We start from the raw sequence: 18,245 nt of genomic DNA, 5'->3' as shown, positions 1-18,245 counted from the left end.
CATGCCAGAGTGTCGCACCTGATCCCGGATTGCGGGATTCCGTAGGTTAAGCAACATCGTTGCCGTACTGTCAGCCATGCCCGCACTTCGCGCGCTCGCCGCCCTTGTGCGGCACGAGGAGGCCTTCATGGCAAATCCCACCCTTCCATCGAACTCCGCCCCCCGCAGAGCTCGAATCCCTCTCCTGGCTGCAACCGGCAGCGTGCTCGCCGTGCTCGCCTTCGTGCCCGCGCTGCTGCAAGCCAACTCCGCGCAAGCCATCGGCACTGCAGTGGACCTCGGCACCGCGTCGAGCTTCTCGGTGCTCGGCGGCGCATCCGTCTCCAACACCGGTGACAGCATCCTCTCTGGCGACCTCGGTGTCGCCCCGGGGAGCGCCATCTCAGGGTTCCCGCCCGGCATCGTGCTCGGCGAGACGCGGCCCCTTGAGGATGCCGCCGCCGCTCAGTCGGATGCCGCGATCGCGTACAACGCGCTCACCAGCCAGGCGTCCGACGCTCCGATCGCCGCGGACCTCGGCGGCCAGACCCTCGTGGCGGGCGTCTACAAGGCCGACACCTCGGCCGGGTTGACCGGCACGGTGACCCTCGATGCCGAAGGCGACCCGAATGCGGTCTTCATCTTCCAGATCGGTTCGACCCTGACCACCGCGCCGAACAGCACCGTCGCCCTCGTCAACGGTGTGCAGGCGTGCAACGTCTTCTGGCAGGTCGGGAGCTCCGCGACGCTCGACACGGACACGACCTTCGTCGGCACCATCATCGCGCTCGCATCCGTCACGGTGAACACCGACTCGACCATCGCGGGCCGTGCCATCGCACGATCCGGATCCGTCACTCTGGACGACAACACGTTCACGCCCGCGCTCTGCGCGCCGCCGACCGAGACCGAGCAGCCGACGGTCCCGCCGACGGAGACTGAGCAGCCGACGGTTCCGCCGACCGAGACCGAGCAGCCGACGGTGCCGCCGACCGAAACTGAGCAGCCGTCGGTTTCTCCGACGGAGACGGAGCAGCCGACGGTTCCTCCGACGGAGACGGAGCAGCCCACGGTTCCTCCGACGGAGACGGAGCAGCCGACGGTCCCGCCCACGGAGACGGAGCAGCCCACGGTTCCTCCGACGGAGACGGAGCAGCCGACGGTTCCTCCGACGGAGACTGAGCAGCCGACGGTTCCTCCGACGGAGACTGAGCAGCCGACGGTTCCTCCGACCGAGACTGAGCAGCCGACGGTTCCTCCGACGGAGACTGAGCAGCCGACGGTCCCTCCGACGGAGACTGAGCAGCCGACGGTGCCGCCGACGGAGACGGAGCAGCCGACGGTTCCGCCGACTGGGACCGAGCAGCCGACCGCATCCCCGACGACAACCTCGAGCTCATCCCCGACGACAACGTCCAGCGTGGCTCCCGGCCCGGTGAAGACGACTTCGCCGGAGCTCGCGACCACCGGTGCCGCTAACTTCAACCCGTGGATGGCGTTCGGAGTCGGGACGCTGCTTCTCGGAGGCGCCCTGAGCCTTCTGGCGCTGCGCCGGAAGAACACGGCGTAGACCGGATCCACGCTGAAGAGCCGCCGCACCCTCCACGGGGTGCGGCGGTTTGCGTTGTCCCCGGACTTCTGGAGGATCTGTTGCTGATCGGATGCCAGGTTCGAGCGTCCGTCCTCGCGCTCGCGCGGCCAGGCTCCTTGTGGCGGGCAATGAATGTAGTTAGGCTAACTACATGACTTCCGCGACCCCCACCACCACGACCGAGAAGTCCACCGCGCTGTCGTCCTCGGACACGTACTGGGACTCCTACCAGCAGCGGACGCTACCCAAGGAGTTCCTCGCCCTCTGCGCGATCGGGGCGACGCTCAGCGTCGGCTTCCTCGCCGCGGTCTCCGCCTTCCTCTGAGCCCGGACTGGTTCCGCGCCGATGACTGACGTCTCGAACAACCGCGAAAACCGCTCGACGACGCGCGAGCATCCGTCACCCACTCCAGGCGATGACGCCTCGGAAGCCGTCGACGAACTGCGTCGCGCGGAAGCGCGCCTCGGCCGCCGGCGCCAGGCGACCGGCGAGCTGAGTGAAACCCACCGGTCTGCGATGAGGTTCATTCTCGAGCGCACCAGCGACGGCATCACGACCAGCCCCAGCGCCCTGGCGGAGTACCTCGACGTCACGAGTGCGTCGGCCACGATGCTCGTGCAGCGCCTCACCGAAGCTGGCCTCATCCGCACCATGCCTGACCCCGATGACCGTCGACGCAAGATGATCGTCCCGGTCGACACCGACCTCGATGTCGATGAGATCGACCCGGTCACCGGTCAGATCCGTCACCTCTCAGAAGACCTCTCGCCGCAGGAGGCGAAGCTCGTCTCGCTGTATCTCGACCGGGTCACCGCGGTCGTGGATGGGGAATCCTCGAACGGCTGACGGCAAACTGCTCGAGATGGGCAACCATCGCGCTCGTCCAGTGCCCGCCGTCGAGAGAACCCGACGGCGGGCGTCCTGGCTAGCTGGGCCCCTGGACCAGCTCGCGGCTAGCTCCTCGCAGCCGCGTCTTCGAGTACCCAGCCGGGGCGCACGTAGTGGCACGTGTAGCCGCCCGGGTGCTTGCGGAGGTAGTTCTGGTGTTCTTCCTCCGCGTCCCAGAATTCGCCGGCCGCTTCGACCTTCGTGACGACCTTGCCGGGCCAGCGACCCGATGCGTCGATGTCAGCGATCGTCTCGCGTGCCACTCGCTCCTGCTCGGGGGTGAGCGTCAAGATCACCGAGCGGTAGCTCGCGCCACGGTCGTTGCCCTGCCGGTTCTTCGTGGTCGGGTCGTGTACCTGGAAGAAGAACTCGAGCAGATCACGGTACGAGGTCTTCGATGGGTCGAACTCGACCTCGACGGCCTCGGCATGGTCGCCGTGGTGCCGGTAGGTGGCGTTCGGGGTGGTGCCGCCGGCGTAGCCAACCCGCGTGCTGAACACCCCAGGCAGGTCGCGGATGAGTTCCTCGAGCCCCCAGAAGCATCCGCCGGCAAGGATCGCGCGCTCGTCAGTCATCAGATGCCCGCCTTGTCCTCGAACAGTCCGATGTACTGGCCGTAGCCGTCCGTTTCAAGGTCCTCGAGCGGAACGAAGCGCAACGCAGCCGAGTTGATGCAGTAGCGCAGCCCTCCCTGGTCGACGGGGCCATCGTCGAAGACATGGCCGAGGTGGCTGTCAGCGGCGGCCGATCGCACCTCCGTGCGCCGCATGCCGAGCGACGTGTCGGAGTTCTCGACGATGTTCTCCGCGCTCAGTGGCTTCGTGAAGCTGGGCCACCCGCATCCGCTGTCGTACTTGGTGGTCGAGGCGAACAGGGGCTCGCCGGAGACGATGTCGACGTAGAGGCCCCGGTCGTCGTTGTGCCAGAACTCGTTGTCGAAGGGGCGCTCGGTCGCCGACTGCTGTGTCACGGCGTACTGCTCAGGCGTGAGGCGAGCGATGGCGTCTTGGTCTTTCGTGTACTGCGTCATGGGTATTTCCTCTCCAACATCAGGTCAACACGCGGGCGGGCGAAAGCGTTCCGACATTGGATGCGCGTCTTCGCGCTTGTCGGCGGACGCTCAGGTAGGCGCACAGGAAAAGCCCGCGGGGTCCGGCCAGGACGTCCAGATCGAAGCCGATCCCCGCGGGCGGGTCGGCCGCTCGCAGAAGCGGCCGAGTCTTGAATTCTGTGGTGTCTAGCGGCTCTTGCCGAGCACGTGGATGGCTCCCGTCGTGACGCCGACCTCGAGCTTCTCGAGGGTCACGCCGCGGGTCTCAGGAACCTGCGTGATCGTGAAGATCAGCGCGAGGGCTCCGATGCCGGCGAACAGGAAGAACACGCCGCTGATTCCCATCCCCGCGATGAGGCTCGGGAAATAGAGGGCCAGGAACCCGTTGGTCGTCCAGCCGAAGAACACCGAGATGCCGATGCCGAGGCCGCGCATGTGCAGCGGGAAGATCTCGGCGAGGTAGACCCAGACGGCGACGTTCAAGAACGTCTGCATGGACGCCACGAACGCGACGACGAGGATCAGGATGACGAACGGGCGGGCAGGGTTGCCAACAGGGAGCAGCAACGAGGCGGCGCCGATGAGCAGGTGGCAGGTCGTGGTGAGCGTGAGCCCGATCGCGAACGTCTTTCGGCGGTCGACTCGGTCCATCAAGTACAGGGCGACGAAGCCGCCGATGACCGCCACGACACCCGGCGCGATGTTCGCGATGAGAGCTGCCGATTCCTCGAAGCCCGATTCGATGAGCACAACCTGGCCGTAGTACATGATCGAGTTGATGCCCGTGAGCTGCTGCATCATGGCAACGCCGATGCCGATGAGCAGGATGCGGATGAGCCACTTGTTGGTGAGCACGGCCGCGAGGCCGACCTTCGACTCCTTCTGCTCCTCCTCCGCCACCTGCTCGACCTCGCCGAGCTCGGCGATCGCACGCTCCTCGGAGCGCACCGTCTTGAGCACGGCGAGCGCATCCGCGTGGCGGCCCTTCTCGACGAGCCAGCGCGGCGACTCCGGCATGCGCAGCATCCCGAAGAACAGGCAGATCGCGGGGATCGCGCACACCGCGAACATGATGCGCCAGACCCCGTCGATGTGGCTGAGCGTGTTGCCGAGGATCGCGTTGATGACAAACGCGGAGAGCTGGCCCGTGACGATCGCGACCTCGTTGCGGCCCGTGATGGAACCGCGGATCTCGAACGGCGCGAGCTCGGCCAGGTAGACCGGCACCACGGTGGATGCGCCGCCGACGGCGAGGCCCAGCATGACGCGGCCCACGACCAGCAGGGCGAAGTTCGGCGACGCCACGACGATGACCGTGCCGACGAAGAAGAGGACGGCGAGGATGATGATCGTCCTGCGCCGGCCGATGGCGTCGGAGATGCGTCCGCCGAAGACCGCCCCGAAGGCTGCGGCGAACACGAGCGAGCTCGTGACGACGCCTTCGGTGAAGGCGTCGAGGCCGATCTCGGCGGCCATCGGACGTAGCGCGCCGTTGATGACGCCCGTGTCGTAGCCGAACAGCAGGCCGCCGAAGCAGGCGACGATCGAGATGAGCCCGAGCCGCTTGCGGTACGGGCCTGGCGTGAGTTTGGGGAGGGCCGTCTCTGACGCTGATGCCCCGTGCGTGGAAGTGATGAGAACTCCTTTGTCCGCGATCTGGGCCGTGTCGACCGGCCGATTGCAGGCAACCTTATACGTACTAGACGCCGACCGCTAGTACGTAATAGTCTTCGTGTGCTGGGCGCACCCAGCAGCACAGTGTCGTGTCGGCACCGCCGTCCCCAGGAGAAACACCATGACCACAAACCCCCTCATCCGCGTCGCCCTGATCGGTGCCGGCCGCATCGGCAGCAACCACGCAGCGCTCATCGCCCGCGACATCCCGAACGCCGAGCTCATCGCCATCGCCGACCCCGTCGAGGGTGCAGCCGCGAAGCTCGCCGAGACGCTCGGCGTCGAGCAGTCGTACACCGACATCGCCGAGCTGCTGGCCCGCCCCGACCTCGACGCGGTCGTCATCACGGCCCCGCCGCGCTTCCACACCGCCCTTGTCGAGCAGGCGGCCGCCGCCGGAAAGGCCATCTTCTGCGAGAAGCCGACCGGCGTCTCGCTCGAGGAGCTGCGCCGCATCGAGGCCGCCGTCGAGCGCCACGGCGTCGTCTTCCAGGTGGGCTTCAACCGCCGCTACGCCAACGGCTTCCCCGAGCTGCGCTCCGCCCTCGACGCGGGAACTCTCGGCACCCCGCAGCTGCTGCGCTCCGTGACCCGCGACCCGGGCCTCGCGAACCCCGCCGCGATCCCGCCGTTCACGATCTTCCTCGAGACCCTCATCCACGACTTCGACACCCTCAACTTCTTCAACCCTGGAGCCCGCGCGACCTCGGTCTACGCCGTCGCGGATGCGCTCGTCGCCCCTGACTTCAAAGACAAGGGCCTCCTCGACACCTCCGTCGTCACGATCCGCTACGACAACGGCGCCATCGCAACGGCCGAGGCGAACTTCTCGGCCGCCTACGGCTACGACACCCGCGCCGAGGTCTTCGGCAGCGCCGGCATGGCGACTGCTGGCGAGCTCGCCGCGTCCAGCCTCCGCCTCTACGGCGCGGCCGGCGCATCCTTCGACACCGTCCGCGCCGACACGCAGCTCATGCGCGCCGCCTACACGGGTGAACTGCAGGCCTTCGTCGACGCCGTCGCCGGCGTCGAGAGCCCTCGCCCGGGCACGGAAGCCGCGCTCGAGGCGATGGTCATCGCGCTCGCCTGCATCGAGTCGGTCAAGACCGGTGCAGCGGTCGAGGTCGTCCGATGAGCGGGGCTGTCGCTGACACTCAGGGTGACGTAGGCCGCGAAGCGGGCGGAAACGGAGCCGTCGGCACCGCCACGTCACCGTTTGTGCTCGCTGCCTGCGCGGAGATGCTGTTCCTCGACCTGCCGTTCGAGGAGCGCGTTCGCCGCATCGATGAGGCCGGGTTCGAGGTCGAGATCTGGCGCTGGTGGGAGAAGGACCTCGATGCGCTGGTCGCGACCGGCGCGACGTTCGGCTCCATGTCGGGCTACATCCGCGGCGAGCTCATCGATCCGGATGGGGCCGACGCGATCGTAGAGACGGCGCGCGAGTCCCTCGAGGCGGCACAGGTGCTGAACGTGCCGCGCCTCGTCATCCACGGCACGGGTCTCGACGACAACGGCCTGCCTGTACGCCCGAGCGCGCACACGACCCCGGCCGACTGGCTCGCCGCGCTGCGCACGCTCGAGCGGCTCGCGAAGCTCGGCGAGGAGTACGGCAAGGTCTTCACGCTCGAGAACCTGAACCACGCCGTTGACCATCCCGGGGTGCCGTTCAACCGTGCGAGCGACACGATCGCGCTGGTCGCGGCCGTCGACAGCCCGCACCTCCGGCTCAACCTCGACCTGTACCACGCGCAGATCGGCGAGGGCGATCTTGTCGACCTGTGCGGGCGCGCGCTGCCGTACATCGGCGAGATCCAGGTGGCGGATGTGCCCGGCCGTTGCGAGCCCGGGACGGGCGAGATCCACTACCCGCGGGTCGCGCGTGCGCTCGACGAGCTCGGCTATGCGGGAGTCGTCGCGATGGAGGCGTTTGCGTCCGCCGACTCCGACCTCGCGCTGCGTCGGTTCCGGGAGGCCTTTAGCATCGAGGTATGAGCGACGCCGACGCACGAGACGCCCGCCGCCCGGCACGACCGGGCGGCGGCAGGCGCGTCACGATGCGCGACGTCGCCGATGCGGCGGGCGTCTCGCAGCCGCTCGTTTCGATCGTCATGCGGGATGTGCCGGGCGCGAGCCCCGAGTCGCGGGCGCACGTCCTCGAGGTCGCGGCCCGGCTCGGCTACCGGCGCGACGAGCGGGCGCGGATGCTCAAGCAGGGTCGGTCGCGGCTCATCGGCATCGTCTTCCATGCGGCGCAGCCGTTCCACGGTCAGCTCATCGATGAGCTGCAGCTCGCTGCGCGGACAGCTGGGTACAACGTGTCGCTCGCCGCGGTCACCAAGCGGCGGGGTGAGGCGGATGCGGTCGAGGCGCTGCTGGGGGAGCGGGTCGAGGGGCTCGTGCTGCTCGGCGCATCGCTGGACGAGCAGCAGCTGAACCGGATCGCCGACGAGGTCCCCGTCGTGACGGTGGCCAGTCAGTACTCGTCCGAGCGCTTCGACAGCGTCTCCATGGACGACGCACGCGGCACCGAGCTCGCCGTCCAGCACCTGCACGAGCGCGGGCACTCGCGCATCCTGTACCTCGGGGCGCCGGGCGTCTCGGGGGATGAGGTGCGCACGGAGACGTTCCTCGAAGCCACGGCCGAGGCCGGGCTCGGAGACGAGGTCGCGATCGTCGCCGGGGGAGCGTCCGAAGCCGCGGGCGCGGAAGCCATCGAGGATGCGCTGCGGCGTTACCCCGACACGACCGCCGTGATCGCGTTCAACGACCGCAGCGCGCAGGGTGTTGTCGCGCAGGCGCGCCTCCTCGGCAAGCGCGTCCCCGAGGATCTCGCCGTCGTCGGCTTCGACAACTCGGAGCAGGCCGAGCTGCCCTACCTGCAGCTCACGAGCCTCGCGCAGGACCCCGCGCAGCTCGCTTCCGCCGCCGTCGAGATGGTCGTCGGGCGAGTGGATGCGAACGCGGAAGGCGAGTCGCCGCGGATCGGAGAGCACCGCATCCTGCCGACCGAGCTCGTGGTGCGGAGCAGCAGCGGGGGCAGCGGCAACCCTGTTGAGCGCTCGCGGTGATGGACCGCCGGCAGCCACCCTTCGACGGAGCGCGGCCGTCTCGACCGAGCGGTTCGCGGCCTCGCACTCGACATGACGCGCGCCGCCAATACCTGTCACTCGGTGCCGGCGAGCTGACGTCAGTTGCGACGTTCACGATGCTGGGGGTGTGGGCCGCGCCGACCATCCTGACGACTGGCATGGACCTCGCGGCATTCTGGTTGGCGCTCGCCCCACTGCTCTTCGTGCTGCTGCAGGGCGGCGCCTACTGGCTCCTGGCGCGGAACTGGGTCGGGGCTTCGAGGATGCCCGTCGGGCTCGCCCGCGTGTTCGGGGCTCTGAAGTGGCTGAACCTCGCGGTGTTTGGTGGCGCGCTCGTCGGCATCGTGCTCTGGTGGCCCAGTTCGTGGCCGATCGCGGCTCTGATCGTACTCACGTGGGTGTTCGGCGTCGTCGAGTACATCAACTACTACGTCGTGCGACTGAGCTACCCGGCCAGAACTTGGCTGCTCGAGGTTCGACGTAGGCGAGCTCCCCGTCTGATCAAAGACTTGAATCAAGTCGTTCCGCCTAGCGGCTGATCTGCTCACCCGCACCTGAACGCTCGGTACGCTCGCGCTGGCGGCGACCCAATGCGTTGCCAAGTGCCCGAATCGCGGTCGCCAGGACAACGAAGGCCGCGAGGAGCGCGACGCAGTACAGGGCGACGCCTCCGTAGCCGCCGACTGCTGCGGGGTTGAAGAACGGGTAGCAGTAGAACCCAACCACGGCTCCCCGAGCGACGGAGTAGACGGGTGTAGGCCACAGGCACCACCACCCAGATGAACCGGAGCCTCGTCCTGCCGGCCGCCAGTGACGCTCCAGCTCATTACCTCGGGCCCCGGCCGTTTCAGTTGGGTCCTGGACGCCACCCGATTCGATGACGTTCAGGCGCCCGTCGCATAGACGTTCTGTGACACTTGCGTTGCGCCGCGGCGGGGCTCCTCGCCGTCGGGCACGACCGCGTAGCGGAGGCCGTTCCCGATTCCAGTGCTGCTGATGCCGCCACCCCCGCTGCACGCCCCGCCCCACTCCTGCGCTTCGGTGTAGTAGAGCAGACACACTTCGTACTCGTCGACGCCCGGGCCGAGCCAGAGCTGAGCTCCGCCATACTCTCCGACCCATCGCGTCGCATCGACGTCGAATCCCTCGAGGGCGTGGTCGTCCAGGTCAGTCGGCAAGGGTTTTTCGACCACCGGGGCGTTCTCGAGGTCAGCGTAGGTGGATGCGCTCGTCGAGCACCCGGCGGTCGCCGCGAGCAGGAGGGTGGCTCCGGAGAGGAGAAGCGCCTTCGGTGTGCGTGCCATGTGTCCATGGTTTCACGACGTTTCTCGCGGCGGTCAGCGGTCAGCGGTTCGCGATCATGCGCGCCCGCCGCCTCGCCCACGAGGAAGGAGCACCCCGACGCAGCGCGTCGAGATGCCCCTCGGACCGACCCCAGTACTTACGGGAACAGCTGGTTGACCTGCTCCGCTGCCTGCTTGAGCGTGTTCTCATCGCCCTGGCCAAGGAGGACGGCCTCGACGGCTGGCTCCATGATGGCGAGGATCGAGCTCCAGTTGTTGGCGATCGGGGCCTCGACGTATTCGCCCGCCTCGAACGCGTCGTAGTAGACCGAGACGTCGATGCCGGCAGCATCGAACGCCTCACGGGCCTTCTCGCTTGAGGTCTCGACGGCCGGGAAGACGACAGCTGCTTCAGCCACGATGTCCTGGCAGTCGGCGGTCGCCAGGTAGGCCACCAGCTTCTTCGACGCCTCCGGGTTCTCCGTGCTTGCGATGACGGAGTCCGCCAGGCCGTTCATGACACCCGCGCGATCGCCGCTCGGGCCGACCGGCAGTGGTGCGATGCCGGTCTCGACGCCGGTCATGCCGAAGTACGCCTTGGCGTTCCAGCTGCCGTCGGTGACGAGCGCGTAGCGTCCGGCGCCGTAGGCCTCCTGGATGCTGGTGCCGGAGATCGCCGACTCGTACCCGGGCATGTAGCCCTTGTCGATCAGGCCAGACCACCATTCGATGGTCTCGATGTACTTCTCGTCGGCGTAGTTGAACTCGGTGCCGAACGGGTTCTGGTCGGCGTAGGTCCAGTTGTTCGTCAGCGCGTACGGGCTCCACTGGGTCTGACCGAAGGCGCCGATGCCGGACTTGGCTTTGAGGCCGAGGCCGTAGACGGCCACGTTGTTCTTATCGAAGCCGGCTTCGTCGCCGCGCACGCCGTTCGCGTCGACGGTGAGGTGGGCGATGGTCTTCTCCCAGGTGCCGCCGTCATCCGGGTTCCAGTCGAGAGTGTTGAGGTCCTCTGGCGTGTATCCGGCTTCGGTGAGGTAGTCGGTGTTGAAGAGCGTCGCGACCGTGTCCCAGTCCTTCGGGAGGCCGTAGCGCTTGCCGTCTTCGCCGATCCATCGTTCCGCGAGGCCGTCGCGGAACGACTCGAGGTCGACCTCCACGTCGTCGAGGTCGAGCAGCGACCCGGAGGTCGCGAGCTCTGGGTAGAACGACGCGTGGTTGGTGATGACGTCTGGTGCGTCGCCGCCCACGAGGCTGGTCGTCAGCGTCTCGAAGTAGTCGTTCCAGCCGACCTGCTCGATCTGTACGGAGATCTCTGGGTTGGCTTCGGTGAAGTCGGCGATGCACTGCTCGTAGCTGGGGAGCTGGTTGGAGTCCCACAGCCAGTAGCGCAGCGACGCGGCTTCGGAGCCGCCGTCGCCGCCGGCGCTGGCACCGGAGCAGGCGGTGGCTGCGAACAGCGTGCCGGTCACGACCGCGGCGATGGCGATCTTCTTGGCGTTCTTCATTGAGTGCCTTTCGATTCGTGTGGTGCGAGGGGAGGTGCGGGTCATTTTGTGCCCGAGTACCCGATGGAGTTGATGATGCGCTTGCCGAGGAGGAGGAAGAGGATGATCACGGGGAGGGCCGCGATGAGCGTCGCGGCCATGAGGCCGGCCCAGTCGGGTCCGCCCTGTGGGGTCTGCGATCGGAACACGCCGAGTGCCACGGTGAGCACGCGCACGTCTTCTGCGCGCCCGACGACCAGCGGCCAGAAGTACTCGTTCCAGCTGTTGATGTAGGTGAGGATGGCGAGCGTCGCGATCGGCGAGCCCGTGAGCGGCAGCGCGATCGACGTGAAACGGCGGATGTGGCCGGCGCCGTCGAGGATGGCGGCCTCCTCAACCTCGCGGTTGATGCCGAGGAAGAACTGCCGGAGGAAGAAGATCGCGAAGGGTGTCATGAGCATCGTCGGTAGAGCGATGCCGAGGTGCGTGTTCAGGAGCCCGAGGTCGCGGATGGTGATGAAGTTCGGGATTGTCGTGAAGATGACCGGCACCATGAGGGCGCACAGCAGGATGCCGAAGACCAGGTCGCGGCCAGTCCACTTCAGCCGAGCGAAGGCGTAGGCCGCCATCGAGCAGAACACCACCTGGCCAACGGTGATGAGCGTGGCGACGATCACCGAGTTGCGAAGGTAGAGCCAGAAGTCGATCGAGGCGCCTGACCCGCCCTCTGCCATCGATTCCTCGGTGGTGGCCAGCCCAAGGACCCGCTTGTACGCGCCGAGAGTGAAGTCGACGGGGAACGGGTTCCCCGGGTTGCCAGCGAGCGAGAGGTTGTTCGACAGCGAGGTGCGGAGCATCCAGTAGAACGGGAACAGGGTGATCAGCAGCAGGACCCAGAGCAGCACCCACGCCGCGATGCGACCGATCGACGCTTTCTGACGTGGCTTCTTGCCCGCCACTTCGGACTCCGCGGGCTGCTCCGACGGGGGCGTCGGACTTGCGTTCTTGCTTGTGCGTGAACTCTTCGTCATGGTCATGGTGTCATCCCAGGTCGGTCTGGTTGGCGCGGGTCGCCCGCAGCTGGATATAGGTGAATACCGCGAGCAGAACGAACAGGGCGACGGCCAGGGCCGAGCCGTATCCGAAGTCGCCACGAGTGAAGGCCACGTCGTAGATGTAGTAGTTGATGACTCGCGTGGCGTTGACCGGTCCGCCGCCCGTCGTGACCGCGACGGTGTCGAACACCTGGAAGGCGCCGGTGACCGTGATCACCAGGACCATCGCGAGGATGGGACGCAGCAGGGGAAGCGTGATGCTGCGGAACATGCGCAGCTCCCCAGCGCCGTCGATCGCACCGGCCTCGTAGACATCGCGCGGGATCATCTGAAGACCGGCGAAGATAAGCAGCGCTGTGTAGCCGAGGTGACGCCACACGTTGATGAACGCGATGGTCGGTATCGCCCAGGCCTGATCGCCGAGGAAGGCGATTCGGTCGAGCCCCAGCCAGGCGATGAGCTCGTTGATCGGCCCGATCTGGTAGTCGAACAGGTAGAACCAGACGAGCGCGGCGATCACGTTCGCGATCATGTACGGCAGCAGGGCGATGCCGCGGATCACCAGCGACTGCGTGAGTCGATGCAGCAAGACCGCGACGCCGAGGGCGAGCAGCGTCTGGAAGCCGATGTTGAGCAGCACGTAGTAGACCGTGACGCCGAGCGCATTCCAGAAGACCTCATCCGCGAACATGCGGGTGTAGTTGTCGAGTCCGACCCACTCTGGGTCGGTGAGCAGGTTGTACTTCGTGAAGCTGAAGTACGCGCCGCGCAGCGCAGGCCAGACGAAGAAGGCCGCGAAGCCGATGATCGCTGGTGCGGCGAACAGCCAGCCGGCCAGGTTCTCCCGGCCGAGCGGGCGGGGCCGGCGCTGGCGCTTGCGGCCCTTGGCCGGGATCGCCAGGGTTTCGGTTGCCATCAGTCCTCCTCGCCCACCTGCGTTGCGCGGATGAGCAGTGCGTGGTCGGGCGCCAGAGCTGGCACCTGGATACCGGCGTGGCCGAGGGCCTCACCTGTGGTTCGGACACCGGTGCTCCACCAGGCCGGGAGCGGGTGGCCGTTGTACTGCAGCACTCCGTCGGCGGGGGCTGCGGCGCTCACGTCGTAGGTCGCGGCGGGGTCGAGTCCGGGAAGCGTCACCGCGCCAGGAGGCGCCCCGACACCGGTCGCGACAGCGGCGACCGAGAACAGCGCATCCGAGCGGTCCTGCCCGACGACACCGCGGATGCTGAGGGCCGGATCGGGGTGATCACTGCGCACCACCTCACCGGTGTGCAGGAGGGGGCGGAGCTGCTTGTAGAGCTGGACCCAGCCGCTGAGAGCCTCCAGCTCGTTGGCGGTGGCCTCGCGCAGGTCCCACTCGATTCCGAGGTTCGAGAGCAGCGCCGTCATCGCGCGATAGGACAGTGCGTGGCGTCGCTTCGTGGCGTGGGCGATGCTCGACCCGATGTGTGAGCCGAGGAGCTCCGGCGGCACGGTCACGCTGGTCCAGAGATCGATGCGCTGACGTTCGTTCGCATCGATGCAGTCGCTGGCCCAGATGCGGTCCGAGCGCTCGAGAACCTCGAGGTCGGCCCGGGCGCCGCCTGAGGAGCATGACTCGATCTCGAGGTCTGGGAACTCGGAGTGGAGCTCGTCGAGGAGTCGGTAGAACGCCAGCGTCTGACCGTGCACCGCAGCGCGTCCGCCGTCGTGGGCCGCGTCGGTGAGGTCGCGGTTGTGGTCCCACTTGATGAAGGCGAGGTCGAGCTCGCGCACGAGACCGGCGATGGAGTCCCGAACGTGTGCGTAGGCCGCAGGGTTCTGCAAGTCCAGCACCTGCTGGTATCGCGAGGTCGGTGGCTGCCGGTGCCCGGGGGAGAGGATCCAGTCCGGGTTCGCGCGTGCGGCGTCGCTGTCGGGGTTGATCATCTCGGGTTCGAACCACAGCCCGAACTCCATGCCGAGGCCGCGCACGTGCTCGGCGAGCGGGAGCAGTCCATCCGGCCAGATCGCCCGATCGACGGTCCAGTCGCCCAGGCCAGATTGCTTGCTCCGGCGACCGAGGAACCAGCCGTCGTCGAGCACGAAGCGCTCGACGCCGACCTCGGCTGCCTTCGTCGCGAGATCGAAGACCGCGGCGGGCTGGTGGTCGAAGTAGACCGCTTCCCAGGTGTTGAGGACAACCGGGCGTGGGGTCGTGCGATTGCGCTCGCGCGCCCGCAGGTGGTGGTGGAAGCGGCGGCCGACGCCGTCGATGCCTTCACCATAGGAGCCGTAGATCCATGGAGTCGAGTATTCCTCGCCCGTGGTGAGGGCCACTTCTCCGGGGAGCAGGATCTCCTCGCCGCCGAGAATCGTGCGCCCGTTGGTCTGGCGCTCGACGAACGTGCGGTGATTTCCGCTCCACGCGGTCTGCGCAGCCCACACCTCGCCGTGGCGGAAGCCGAAACCTTGAGTTCCTACCGCGTACAGAAGGCTCGCGTCGTGGCCGGTGCGACCGTGGCGTCCCTCGCGGGCGTGGGTGCCGACGGTGAGGGAGTGCCGCTGTGCTTGCGCTTCGCGCATGTGGCGTCCCGCGAAGTCGAGCACTTCACCGGCGCGAGTCGGTACGGGGAGCCCGAGACGCACGGCGTCGACGGCGTACGTTTCGGCGCCCGTGTTGCGCACCGTGAGGCGGGAGCGCACGAGACCGGATGTCAGCAGCTCGAGCACCAGGTCGGCTTCGATCTCGAGGGCGTCGTCCGCGAGGGCCGCGACGAACCGATTCTCGACTCGCGCGTCGGCCGACGTCTCGAGGCTGACGTTGCGGGTGGACAGCTGCAAGGCGAAATCGCGGCCGCCGCGGTGTCCCTCGACGCCGGGGGCACCGACCCACCCGCGGCTGGCATCCGGAACGATGCTGAAGGGGACGGGGCTGTCGATGCTGTTTGAGGCGATCTGCGGCCTGCTCGCGTCGGCGAACGATTCGAGGCCCGCGGCGTTGAGTCCGAGGGGGCGACCCCAATGGATGATGCGCGGGACCTGCTCCGACCGCGCATCCACGATCACCTGTACGTCTGCGCCGTTCAGTTCGAGAACGCGTCGCTCCATGGATTCCATCAGCACCATTGCCTTTCAGGGGGTAGCCATGATTATTGCAACAATAAACACTCTGGTCAATCTGCTCCTCGAAACCCTGGTTTGGCGTCCACTGCGTGCGGATGGGGCTGCTTTACCTACTGCAGCGGTAGCAATGTCGAGGTTTTATGTTTCAGCTTGGAATGGTGGAGCGGTACGATGAACGTCATGGCGATCATTGAGACCGGGACGCAGACCATCGACACGGCGCGGGCCGTTGCCCGCGCGGTTGTCCTGCATGGGCCGATCTCCAGGAGCGACGTGGCTCGCCGCCTTGGGCTCTCGCCGGCGAGCATGACCCGCCTGGCAAGGCCACTCATCGAGCAGGGCCTCCTCGTCGAGGCTGACGCCGTTGCCGATCCAGTGCATGGCCGCCTCGTGCGCCCACTCGATGTGTCCCCGACGTTGCGGTTCATCGGCGTGAAGGTGGCGGTCGACGCTGTCCACGGCGTGCTGACGGACGCCCGGGCGTCCATCCTTGCTCGAGTGGATCAACCCCTGCCCTCGTCGACCCCGGACGACGTCATCCGCGTCGCGGCCGCCGTGATCGCTCGTCTGGCCCAGGGGGAGCCGGTGCACAGCGTCGGCGTCTCGCTCGGCGGCCACACCGACGACCACTCGAGCGTGGTGCTCTCGCGCAGTCTCGGCTGGCGCAGCGTGCCGCTGGGGCAGCGGCTCTCCGGAGAATCTGGACTCCCGGTGATCGTCGAAAACGACGTGACCGCTCTGACCGTCGCCCAGCATCTCTTCTCGTCCGATCGCGACAGTGAGCGCTTCGCGCTGGTCACTGTGGGCGTGGGGGTGGGATGCGGGCTCGTCATCAATGGTGACGTCGTCAGGCAGCTCGACGCGGCATCGCCGTCACCCAGCATGCTGATCCTGAATCCGTCGGGACCGACGGTTCCGGAGGGCCCGCGAGGAAGCGCGCTCGCGTACCTGGCTTCGACCAACGTCGCCATCGCCGCCTCCGCGGCGTGCGGGCGACTGCTCTCCTTCGACGAGGCCATCGAGCTGGCGCAAGCCGGTGATCAGGGAGCGCTCCTCGTAGTGACGGAGGCGGCTTCCTACCTCGGCCGGTTCATCGCCAGCATCGCCACGATGTCGTACGTCACGCGCTTCATCCTCTCTGGCGAGGGCATCGCGATCGCCAAGGTCGGAGCGGCGGCGATGCACGAGGCCATAGCCGAGTCGCGGCCATCGTGGAGCACGGAACTCGACACGGAGATCGTGCCAACCACTATGAGCGATTGGGCGCGCGGCGCCGCATCCGTCGCGATCTGGGAGATGATCGAGCGCTACTCCGCGGACGACCGCTGGTAAGAGATTCCCCGCACGGCCTCCACGAGGCCATCGTCGTCTCCGATGTTTCCCGGCACGAGCGCGAAGGGCGCACGGGCATTCTCGCCGACGGGTTGCCACACGATGCCGGCGCCGACGCGACCGCGAATGATCGCCCGCTCGAGGTGCAGCGCTCGTGTGGCGATGTCGCTCGAGGTGATGCCGCCCTTCGCCACCACGAAGGTAACGGTGAATTGCTGTGTCGTGCGCCGGGTTACCGCCACCAGGGCGTCTGACACGCGGCGCGCGAACGCGAGGCTGCGGTCGGGGTCGCTAAACGTGCGCACGGCGCGGCCGCTGGCGGTCGCGACGGCCTGGGTGCCCGTGGGGTCGTCGTCCAGGATGACGACCGTCGGCCGCGTCACGAGGCGTCGGTCAGGCGGCCGGCGATGTCGAGGGCGTTGAACATCGAGGCGGTGTCAGCCTGCCCCGTGCCCACGATGTCGAACGCCGTGCCGTGTGCAGGGGTGGCGATCGCGATGCCGAGCCCTGCTTCCACCGTCACACCTCCCGCGAACCCCATCGCTTTGAGCGCCAGCTGGCCTTGGTCGTGGAACATCGTCACGATGCCCTGGTAGCCCCGTCGCTTCGCCGTCACAAAGAGGGTGTCCGCAGGGAATGGACCTTCGACGTTCAGGCCCTGTGCCGCGGCCGCTTTCACGGCGGGCGCGATGATGTCGATCTCCTCGGTGCCGAAGCTCCCGTTCTCACCGCCGTGCGGATTTAACGCGCAGACGGCGAGCTTTGGGTTCGTGAAGCCCGCAGCGCTCATCTGCTCGGAGAGCAGGCGGGTGACTGCGATGATTCGTTCTTCGGTGATCAGGTCCGCGACCGCGCGCAGCGGCACGTGTGAGGTCACCCGAGATGTCCACAACCCTGCGGAGGCATTCAGCTCGGAGACCTCGCTCTCAGCCTGCAACTGACCCTCGAACCAGCGCATCTCGTCGTACTCCTGCATGCCGGAGGCGTGGAGGGAGGCCTTGTTGAGTGGACCGAAGACGAGGGCATCGGCGTCCTGGGACTCGATTGCGTCGAGAGCAGCACGGAGTGCGGTCAGGGCCCAGCGGCCGGAGTCGCCATGCACCTCGCCGACGGGAGTCGACGGGAAGTCGGTGAGCGGACGGACCTCCACGCCATCGGCTGCCAGGAGCTCGTCCATCGAGTCGCGGAGGTCGGCTTGCTTGAAGCCGCGACGAAGTTCATCTTCCGCTGCGAAAACAATTAGGTTGTCACCCTCGCCGCTGGCTCGTCGTGCAATCGCGCGGGCGAGCAGCTCGGGGCCAACTCCGGCGGGGTCTCCAGCTGTGACCGCGATGCGCTTGCGTGGGGTGGGGGTTGTCATCGTCATTGATCCACCTTTCGGTATGTATTCCGTCGTGGAAACTATACTAGTCAGGTTTGGTGGGACGGGAGATGTGGGGGCCTCGTGGAACCCACCCTTCCGATTCGCGGATGGGGTTCAAGTCTCGTCAGAGAGAGGCACCATGAACCGCACGGAGCACGACGACTACGGTGCTGAGCTGAATGTAGAGCTCGAGCTGCGTGACGTCCCGAACGGCACCATCGAGCGCATCGTCCGTGAGGTCAGGAGCCACCTCGCGGAGTCTGCGGAGGGTCCGCGTGACTCATTCGGTTCGCCGCAGCACTATGCAGACCAGTTCGTCCCGGCTTCGTGGATGCGACGGATGCTTGTTCGTCGGCTTCGTGGTCTGG

20 protein-coding genes are annotated in these 18,245 nt (G+C 67.3%); 8 read left to right on the top strand and 12 right to left on the bottom strand.

Annotated elements, in window-relative coordinates; translation table 11 throughout:
• The first annotated feature begins 127 nt into the window (after positions 1-127).
• The 3 genes from C5B97_RS02845 (at position 128) to C5B97_RS02840 (ending at position 2,417) form a co-directional block, all read left to right on the top strand.
• Positions 128-1,549: an ice-binding family protein gene (locus tag C5B97_RS02845; RefSeq protein WP_104310653.1), complete on the top strand. Its 1,422-nt coding sequence runs from the start codon at positions 128-130 to the stop codon at positions 1,547-1,549.
• A gap of 172 nt (positions 1,550-1,721) precedes the next feature.
• On the top strand, positions 1,722-1,895 hold the full coding sequence (locus tag C5B97_RS17860) for a hypothetical protein (RefSeq protein ID WP_181026882.1): 174 nt from the start codon (positions 1,722-1,724) through the stop codon (positions 1,893-1,895).
• Positions 1,896-1,916: 21 nt separating this feature from the next.
• Positions 1,917-2,417, top strand: a complete 501-nt coding sequence (locus tag C5B97_RS02840; protein ID WP_104310652.1) for a MarR family winged helix-turn-helix transcriptional regulator — start codon at positions 1,917-1,919, stop codon at positions 2,415-2,417.
• Between the two features lie 107 nt (positions 2,418-2,524).
• Here C5B97_RS02840 and msrA read toward each other — a convergent pair whose 3' ends face one another.
• The 3 genes from msrA to C5B97_RS02825 all read right to left on the bottom strand — a co-directional run bounded on the left by msrA (position 2,525) and on the right by C5B97_RS02825 (position 5,166).
• Positions 2,525-3,034 (bottom strand): peptide-methionine (S)-S-oxide reductase MsrA, encoded by a 510-nt coding sequence (gene msrA, locus C5B97_RS02835; RefSeq protein ID WP_104310651.1) that lies wholly within the window; start codon positions 3,032-3,034, stop codon positions 2,525-2,527.
• Positions 3,034-3,489, bottom strand: a complete 456-nt coding sequence (msrB, locus tag C5B97_RS02830; RefSeq protein ID WP_104310650.1) for a peptide-methionine (R)-S-oxide reductase MsrB — start codon at positions 3,487-3,489, stop codon at positions 3,034-3,036. Before msrB ends, msrA begins: the two co-directional genes overlap by 1 nt.
• A 207-nt stretch (positions 3,490-3,696) precedes the next feature.
• Entirely contained in the window at positions 3,697-5,166 is a 1,470-nt protein-coding gene (locus C5B97_RS02825) for a sugar porter family MFS transporter (protein WP_104310649.1), read from the bottom strand.
• A 139-nt stretch (positions 5,167-5,305) separates the two neighbouring features.
• On the opposite strand from C5B97_RS02825, the gene C5B97_RS02820 reads away from it, so the two are divergent.
• The 4 genes from C5B97_RS02820 (at position 5,306) to C5B97_RS02805 (ending at position 8,812) form a co-directional block, all read left to right on the top strand.
• Entirely contained in the window at positions 5,306-6,319 is a 1,014-nt protein-coding gene (locus tag C5B97_RS02820; protein WP_104310648.1) for a Gfo/Idh/MocA family oxidoreductase, read from the top strand.
• 104 nt (positions 6,320-6,423) lie between these two features.
• A complete protein-coding gene (locus C5B97_RS02815) occupies positions 6,424-7,176 on the top strand; it encodes a TIM barrel protein (RefSeq protein ID WP_219819757.1) in 753 nt (250 codons plus the stop codon).
• Positions 7,173-8,252, top strand: a complete 1,080-nt coding sequence (locus C5B97_RS02810) for a LacI family DNA-binding transcriptional regulator (protein WP_104310646.1) — start codon at positions 7,173-7,175, stop codon at positions 8,250-8,252. The genes C5B97_RS02815 and C5B97_RS02810 overlap by 4 nt, the downstream gene beginning before the upstream one ends.
• 137 nt (positions 8,253-8,389) lie before the next feature.
• Positions 8,390-8,812 carry a hypothetical protein gene (locus C5B97_RS02805; protein WP_258067869.1) on the top strand — a complete coding sequence of 141 codons (423 nt, stop codon included), beginning with the start codon at positions 8,390-8,392 and terminating at the stop codon, positions 8,810-8,812.
• Here the strand turns inward: C5B97_RS02805 and C5B97_RS02800 are convergent.
• From C5B97_RS02800 to C5B97_RS02775, 6 genes are all read right to left on the bottom strand, one after another.
• Positions 8,802-8,999 (bottom strand): hypothetical protein, encoded by a 198-nt coding sequence (locus C5B97_RS02800; protein WP_104310645.1) that lies wholly within the window; start codon positions 8,997-8,999, stop codon positions 8,802-8,804. The genes C5B97_RS02805 and C5B97_RS02800 overlap by 11 nt on opposite strands.
• Before the next feature lie 158 nt (positions 9,000-9,157).
• A complete protein-coding gene (locus C5B97_RS02795) occupies positions 9,158-9,577 on the bottom strand; it encodes a hypothetical protein (protein ID WP_104310644.1) in 420 nt (139 codons plus the stop codon).
• A gap of 137 nt (positions 9,578-9,714) precedes the next feature.
• Complete coding sequence (locus C5B97_RS02790; protein ID WP_104310643.1) at positions 9,715-11,064, bottom strand: sugar ABC transporter substrate-binding protein; 1,350 nt, start codon at positions 11,062-11,064, stop codon at positions 9,715-9,717.
• A gap of 41 nt (positions 11,065-11,105) precedes the next feature.
• Entirely contained in the window at positions 11,106-12,074 is a 969-nt protein-coding gene (locus C5B97_RS02785; RefSeq protein WP_104310717.1) for a carbohydrate ABC transporter permease, read from the bottom strand.
• 10 nt (positions 12,075-12,084) lie between these two features.
• Positions 12,085-13,014, bottom strand: a complete 930-nt coding sequence (locus C5B97_RS02780; protein WP_104310642.1) for a carbohydrate ABC transporter permease — start codon at positions 13,012-13,014, stop codon at positions 12,085-12,087.
• The gene (locus C5B97_RS02775) at positions 13,014-15,167 is read right to left on the bottom strand and encodes an alpha-galactosidase (RefSeq protein WP_219819755.1); all 2,154 of its coding nucleotides are present in this window, start codon (positions 15,165-15,167) and stop codon (positions 13,014-13,016) included. Before C5B97_RS02775 ends, C5B97_RS02780 begins: the two co-directional genes overlap by 1 nt.
• 195 nt (positions 15,168-15,362) lie before the next feature.
• Here C5B97_RS02775 and C5B97_RS02770 point away from each other — a divergent pair, with 195 nt between their 5' ends.
• Positions 15,363-16,514, top strand: coding sequence for an ROK family transcriptional regulator (locus C5B97_RS02770; RefSeq protein WP_179557686.1), 1,152 nt, complete (start codon positions 15,363-15,365; stop codon positions 16,512-16,514).
• Here C5B97_RS02770 and C5B97_RS02765 read toward each other — a convergent pair.
• The 3 genes from C5B97_RS02765 to C5B97_RS18165 form a co-directional block, all read right to left on the bottom strand.
• Positions 16,490-16,897: a nucleotide-binding domain containing protein gene (locus tag C5B97_RS02765; RefSeq protein WP_104310640.1), complete on the bottom strand. Its 408-nt coding sequence runs from the start codon at positions 16,895-16,897 to the stop codon at positions 16,490-16,492. The two genes, C5B97_RS02770 and C5B97_RS02765, sit on opposite strands and share 25 nt — an antisense overlap.
• Complete coding sequence (locus tag C5B97_RS02760; protein WP_219819754.1) at positions 16,894-17,880, bottom strand: 4-hydroxythreonine-4-phosphate dehydrogenase PdxA; 987 nt, start codon at positions 17,878-17,880, stop codon at positions 16,894-16,896. Before C5B97_RS02760 ends, C5B97_RS02765 begins: the two co-directional genes overlap by 4 nt.
• A gap of 121 nt (positions 17,881-18,001) precedes the next feature.
• Complete coding sequence (locus C5B97_RS18165; protein WP_258067865.1) at positions 18,002-18,127, bottom strand: hypothetical protein; 126 nt, start codon at positions 18,125-18,127, stop codon at positions 18,002-18,004.
• Between the last annotated feature and the right edge of the window lie 118 nt (positions 18,128-18,245).

The sequence above is a fragment of the Pseudoclavibacter sp. RFBB5 genome (assembly GCF_002931555.1).
GTDB lineage: Bacteria > Actinomycetota > Actinomycetes > Actinomycetales > Microbacteriaceae > Pseudoclavibacter.
The sequence above is the reverse complement of the archived record's forward strand: the minus strand, read 5'-3'. Positions and strand labels throughout refer to the sequence as shown.

Excerpts from the sequence above, each read along its gene's own strand:
- C5B97_RS02845 (WP_104310653.1), top strand. The coding sequence starts at position 128 with ATGGCAAATCCCACCCTTCCATCGAACTCCGCCCCCCGCAGAGCTCGA.
- C5B97_RS17860 (WP_181026882.1), top strand. The coding sequence starts at position 1,722 with ATGACTTCCGCGACCCCCACCACCACGACCGAGAAGTCCACCGCGCTG.
- C5B97_RS02840 (WP_104310652.1), top strand. The coding sequence starts at position 1,917 with ATGACTGACGTCTCGAACAACCGCGAAAACCGCTCGACGACGCGCGAG.
- msrA (WP_104310651.1), bottom strand. The coding sequence starts at position 3,034 with ATGACTGACGAGCGCGCGATCCTTGCCGGCGGATGCTTCTGGGGGCTC.
- msrB (WP_104310650.1), bottom strand. The coding sequence starts at position 3,489 with ATGACGCAGTACACGAAAGACCAAGACGCCATCGCTCGCCTCACGCCT.
- C5B97_RS02820 (WP_104310648.1), top strand. The coding sequence starts at position 5,306 with ATGACCACAAACCCCCTCATCCGCGTCGCCCTGATCGGTGCCGGCCGC.
- C5B97_RS02815 (WP_219819757.1), top strand. The coding sequence starts at position 6,424 with ATGCTGTTCCTCGACCTGCCGTTCGAGGAGCGCGTTCGCCGCATCGAT.
- C5B97_RS02810 (WP_104310646.1), top strand. The coding sequence starts at position 7,173 with ATGAGCGACGCCGACGCACGAGACGCCCGCCGCCCGGCACGACCGGGC.
- C5B97_RS02805 (WP_258067869.1), top strand. The coding sequence starts at position 8,390 with ATGCTGGGGGTGTGGGCCGCGCCGACCATCCTGACGACTGGCATGGAC.
- C5B97_RS02795 (WP_104310644.1), bottom strand. The coding sequence starts at position 9,577 with ATGGCACGCACACCGAAGGCGCTTCTCCTCTCCGGAGCCACCCTCCTG.
- C5B97_RS02790 (WP_104310643.1), bottom strand. The coding sequence starts at position 11,064 with ATGAAGAACGCCAAGAAGATCGCCATCGCCGCGGTCGTGACCGGCACG.
- C5B97_RS02785 (WP_104310717.1), bottom strand. The coding sequence starts at position 12,074 with ATGACGAAGAGTTCACGCACAAGCAAGAACGCAAGTCCGACGCCCCCG.
- C5B97_RS02780 (WP_104310642.1), bottom strand. The coding sequence starts at position 13,014 with ATGGCAACCGAAACCCTGGCGATCCCGGCCAAGGGCCGCAAGCGCCAG.
- C5B97_RS02775 (WP_219819755.1), bottom strand. The coding sequence starts at position 15,167 with ATGGAGCGACGCGTTCTCGAACTGAACGGCGCAGACGTACAGGTGATC.
- C5B97_RS02770 (WP_179557686.1), top strand. The coding sequence starts at position 15,363 with ATGGCGATCATTGAGACCGGGACGCAGACCATCGACACGGCGCGGGCC.
- C5B97_RS02760 (WP_219819754.1), bottom strand. The coding sequence starts at position 17,880 with ATGACGATGACAACCCCCACCCCACGCAAGCGCATCGCGGTCACAGCT.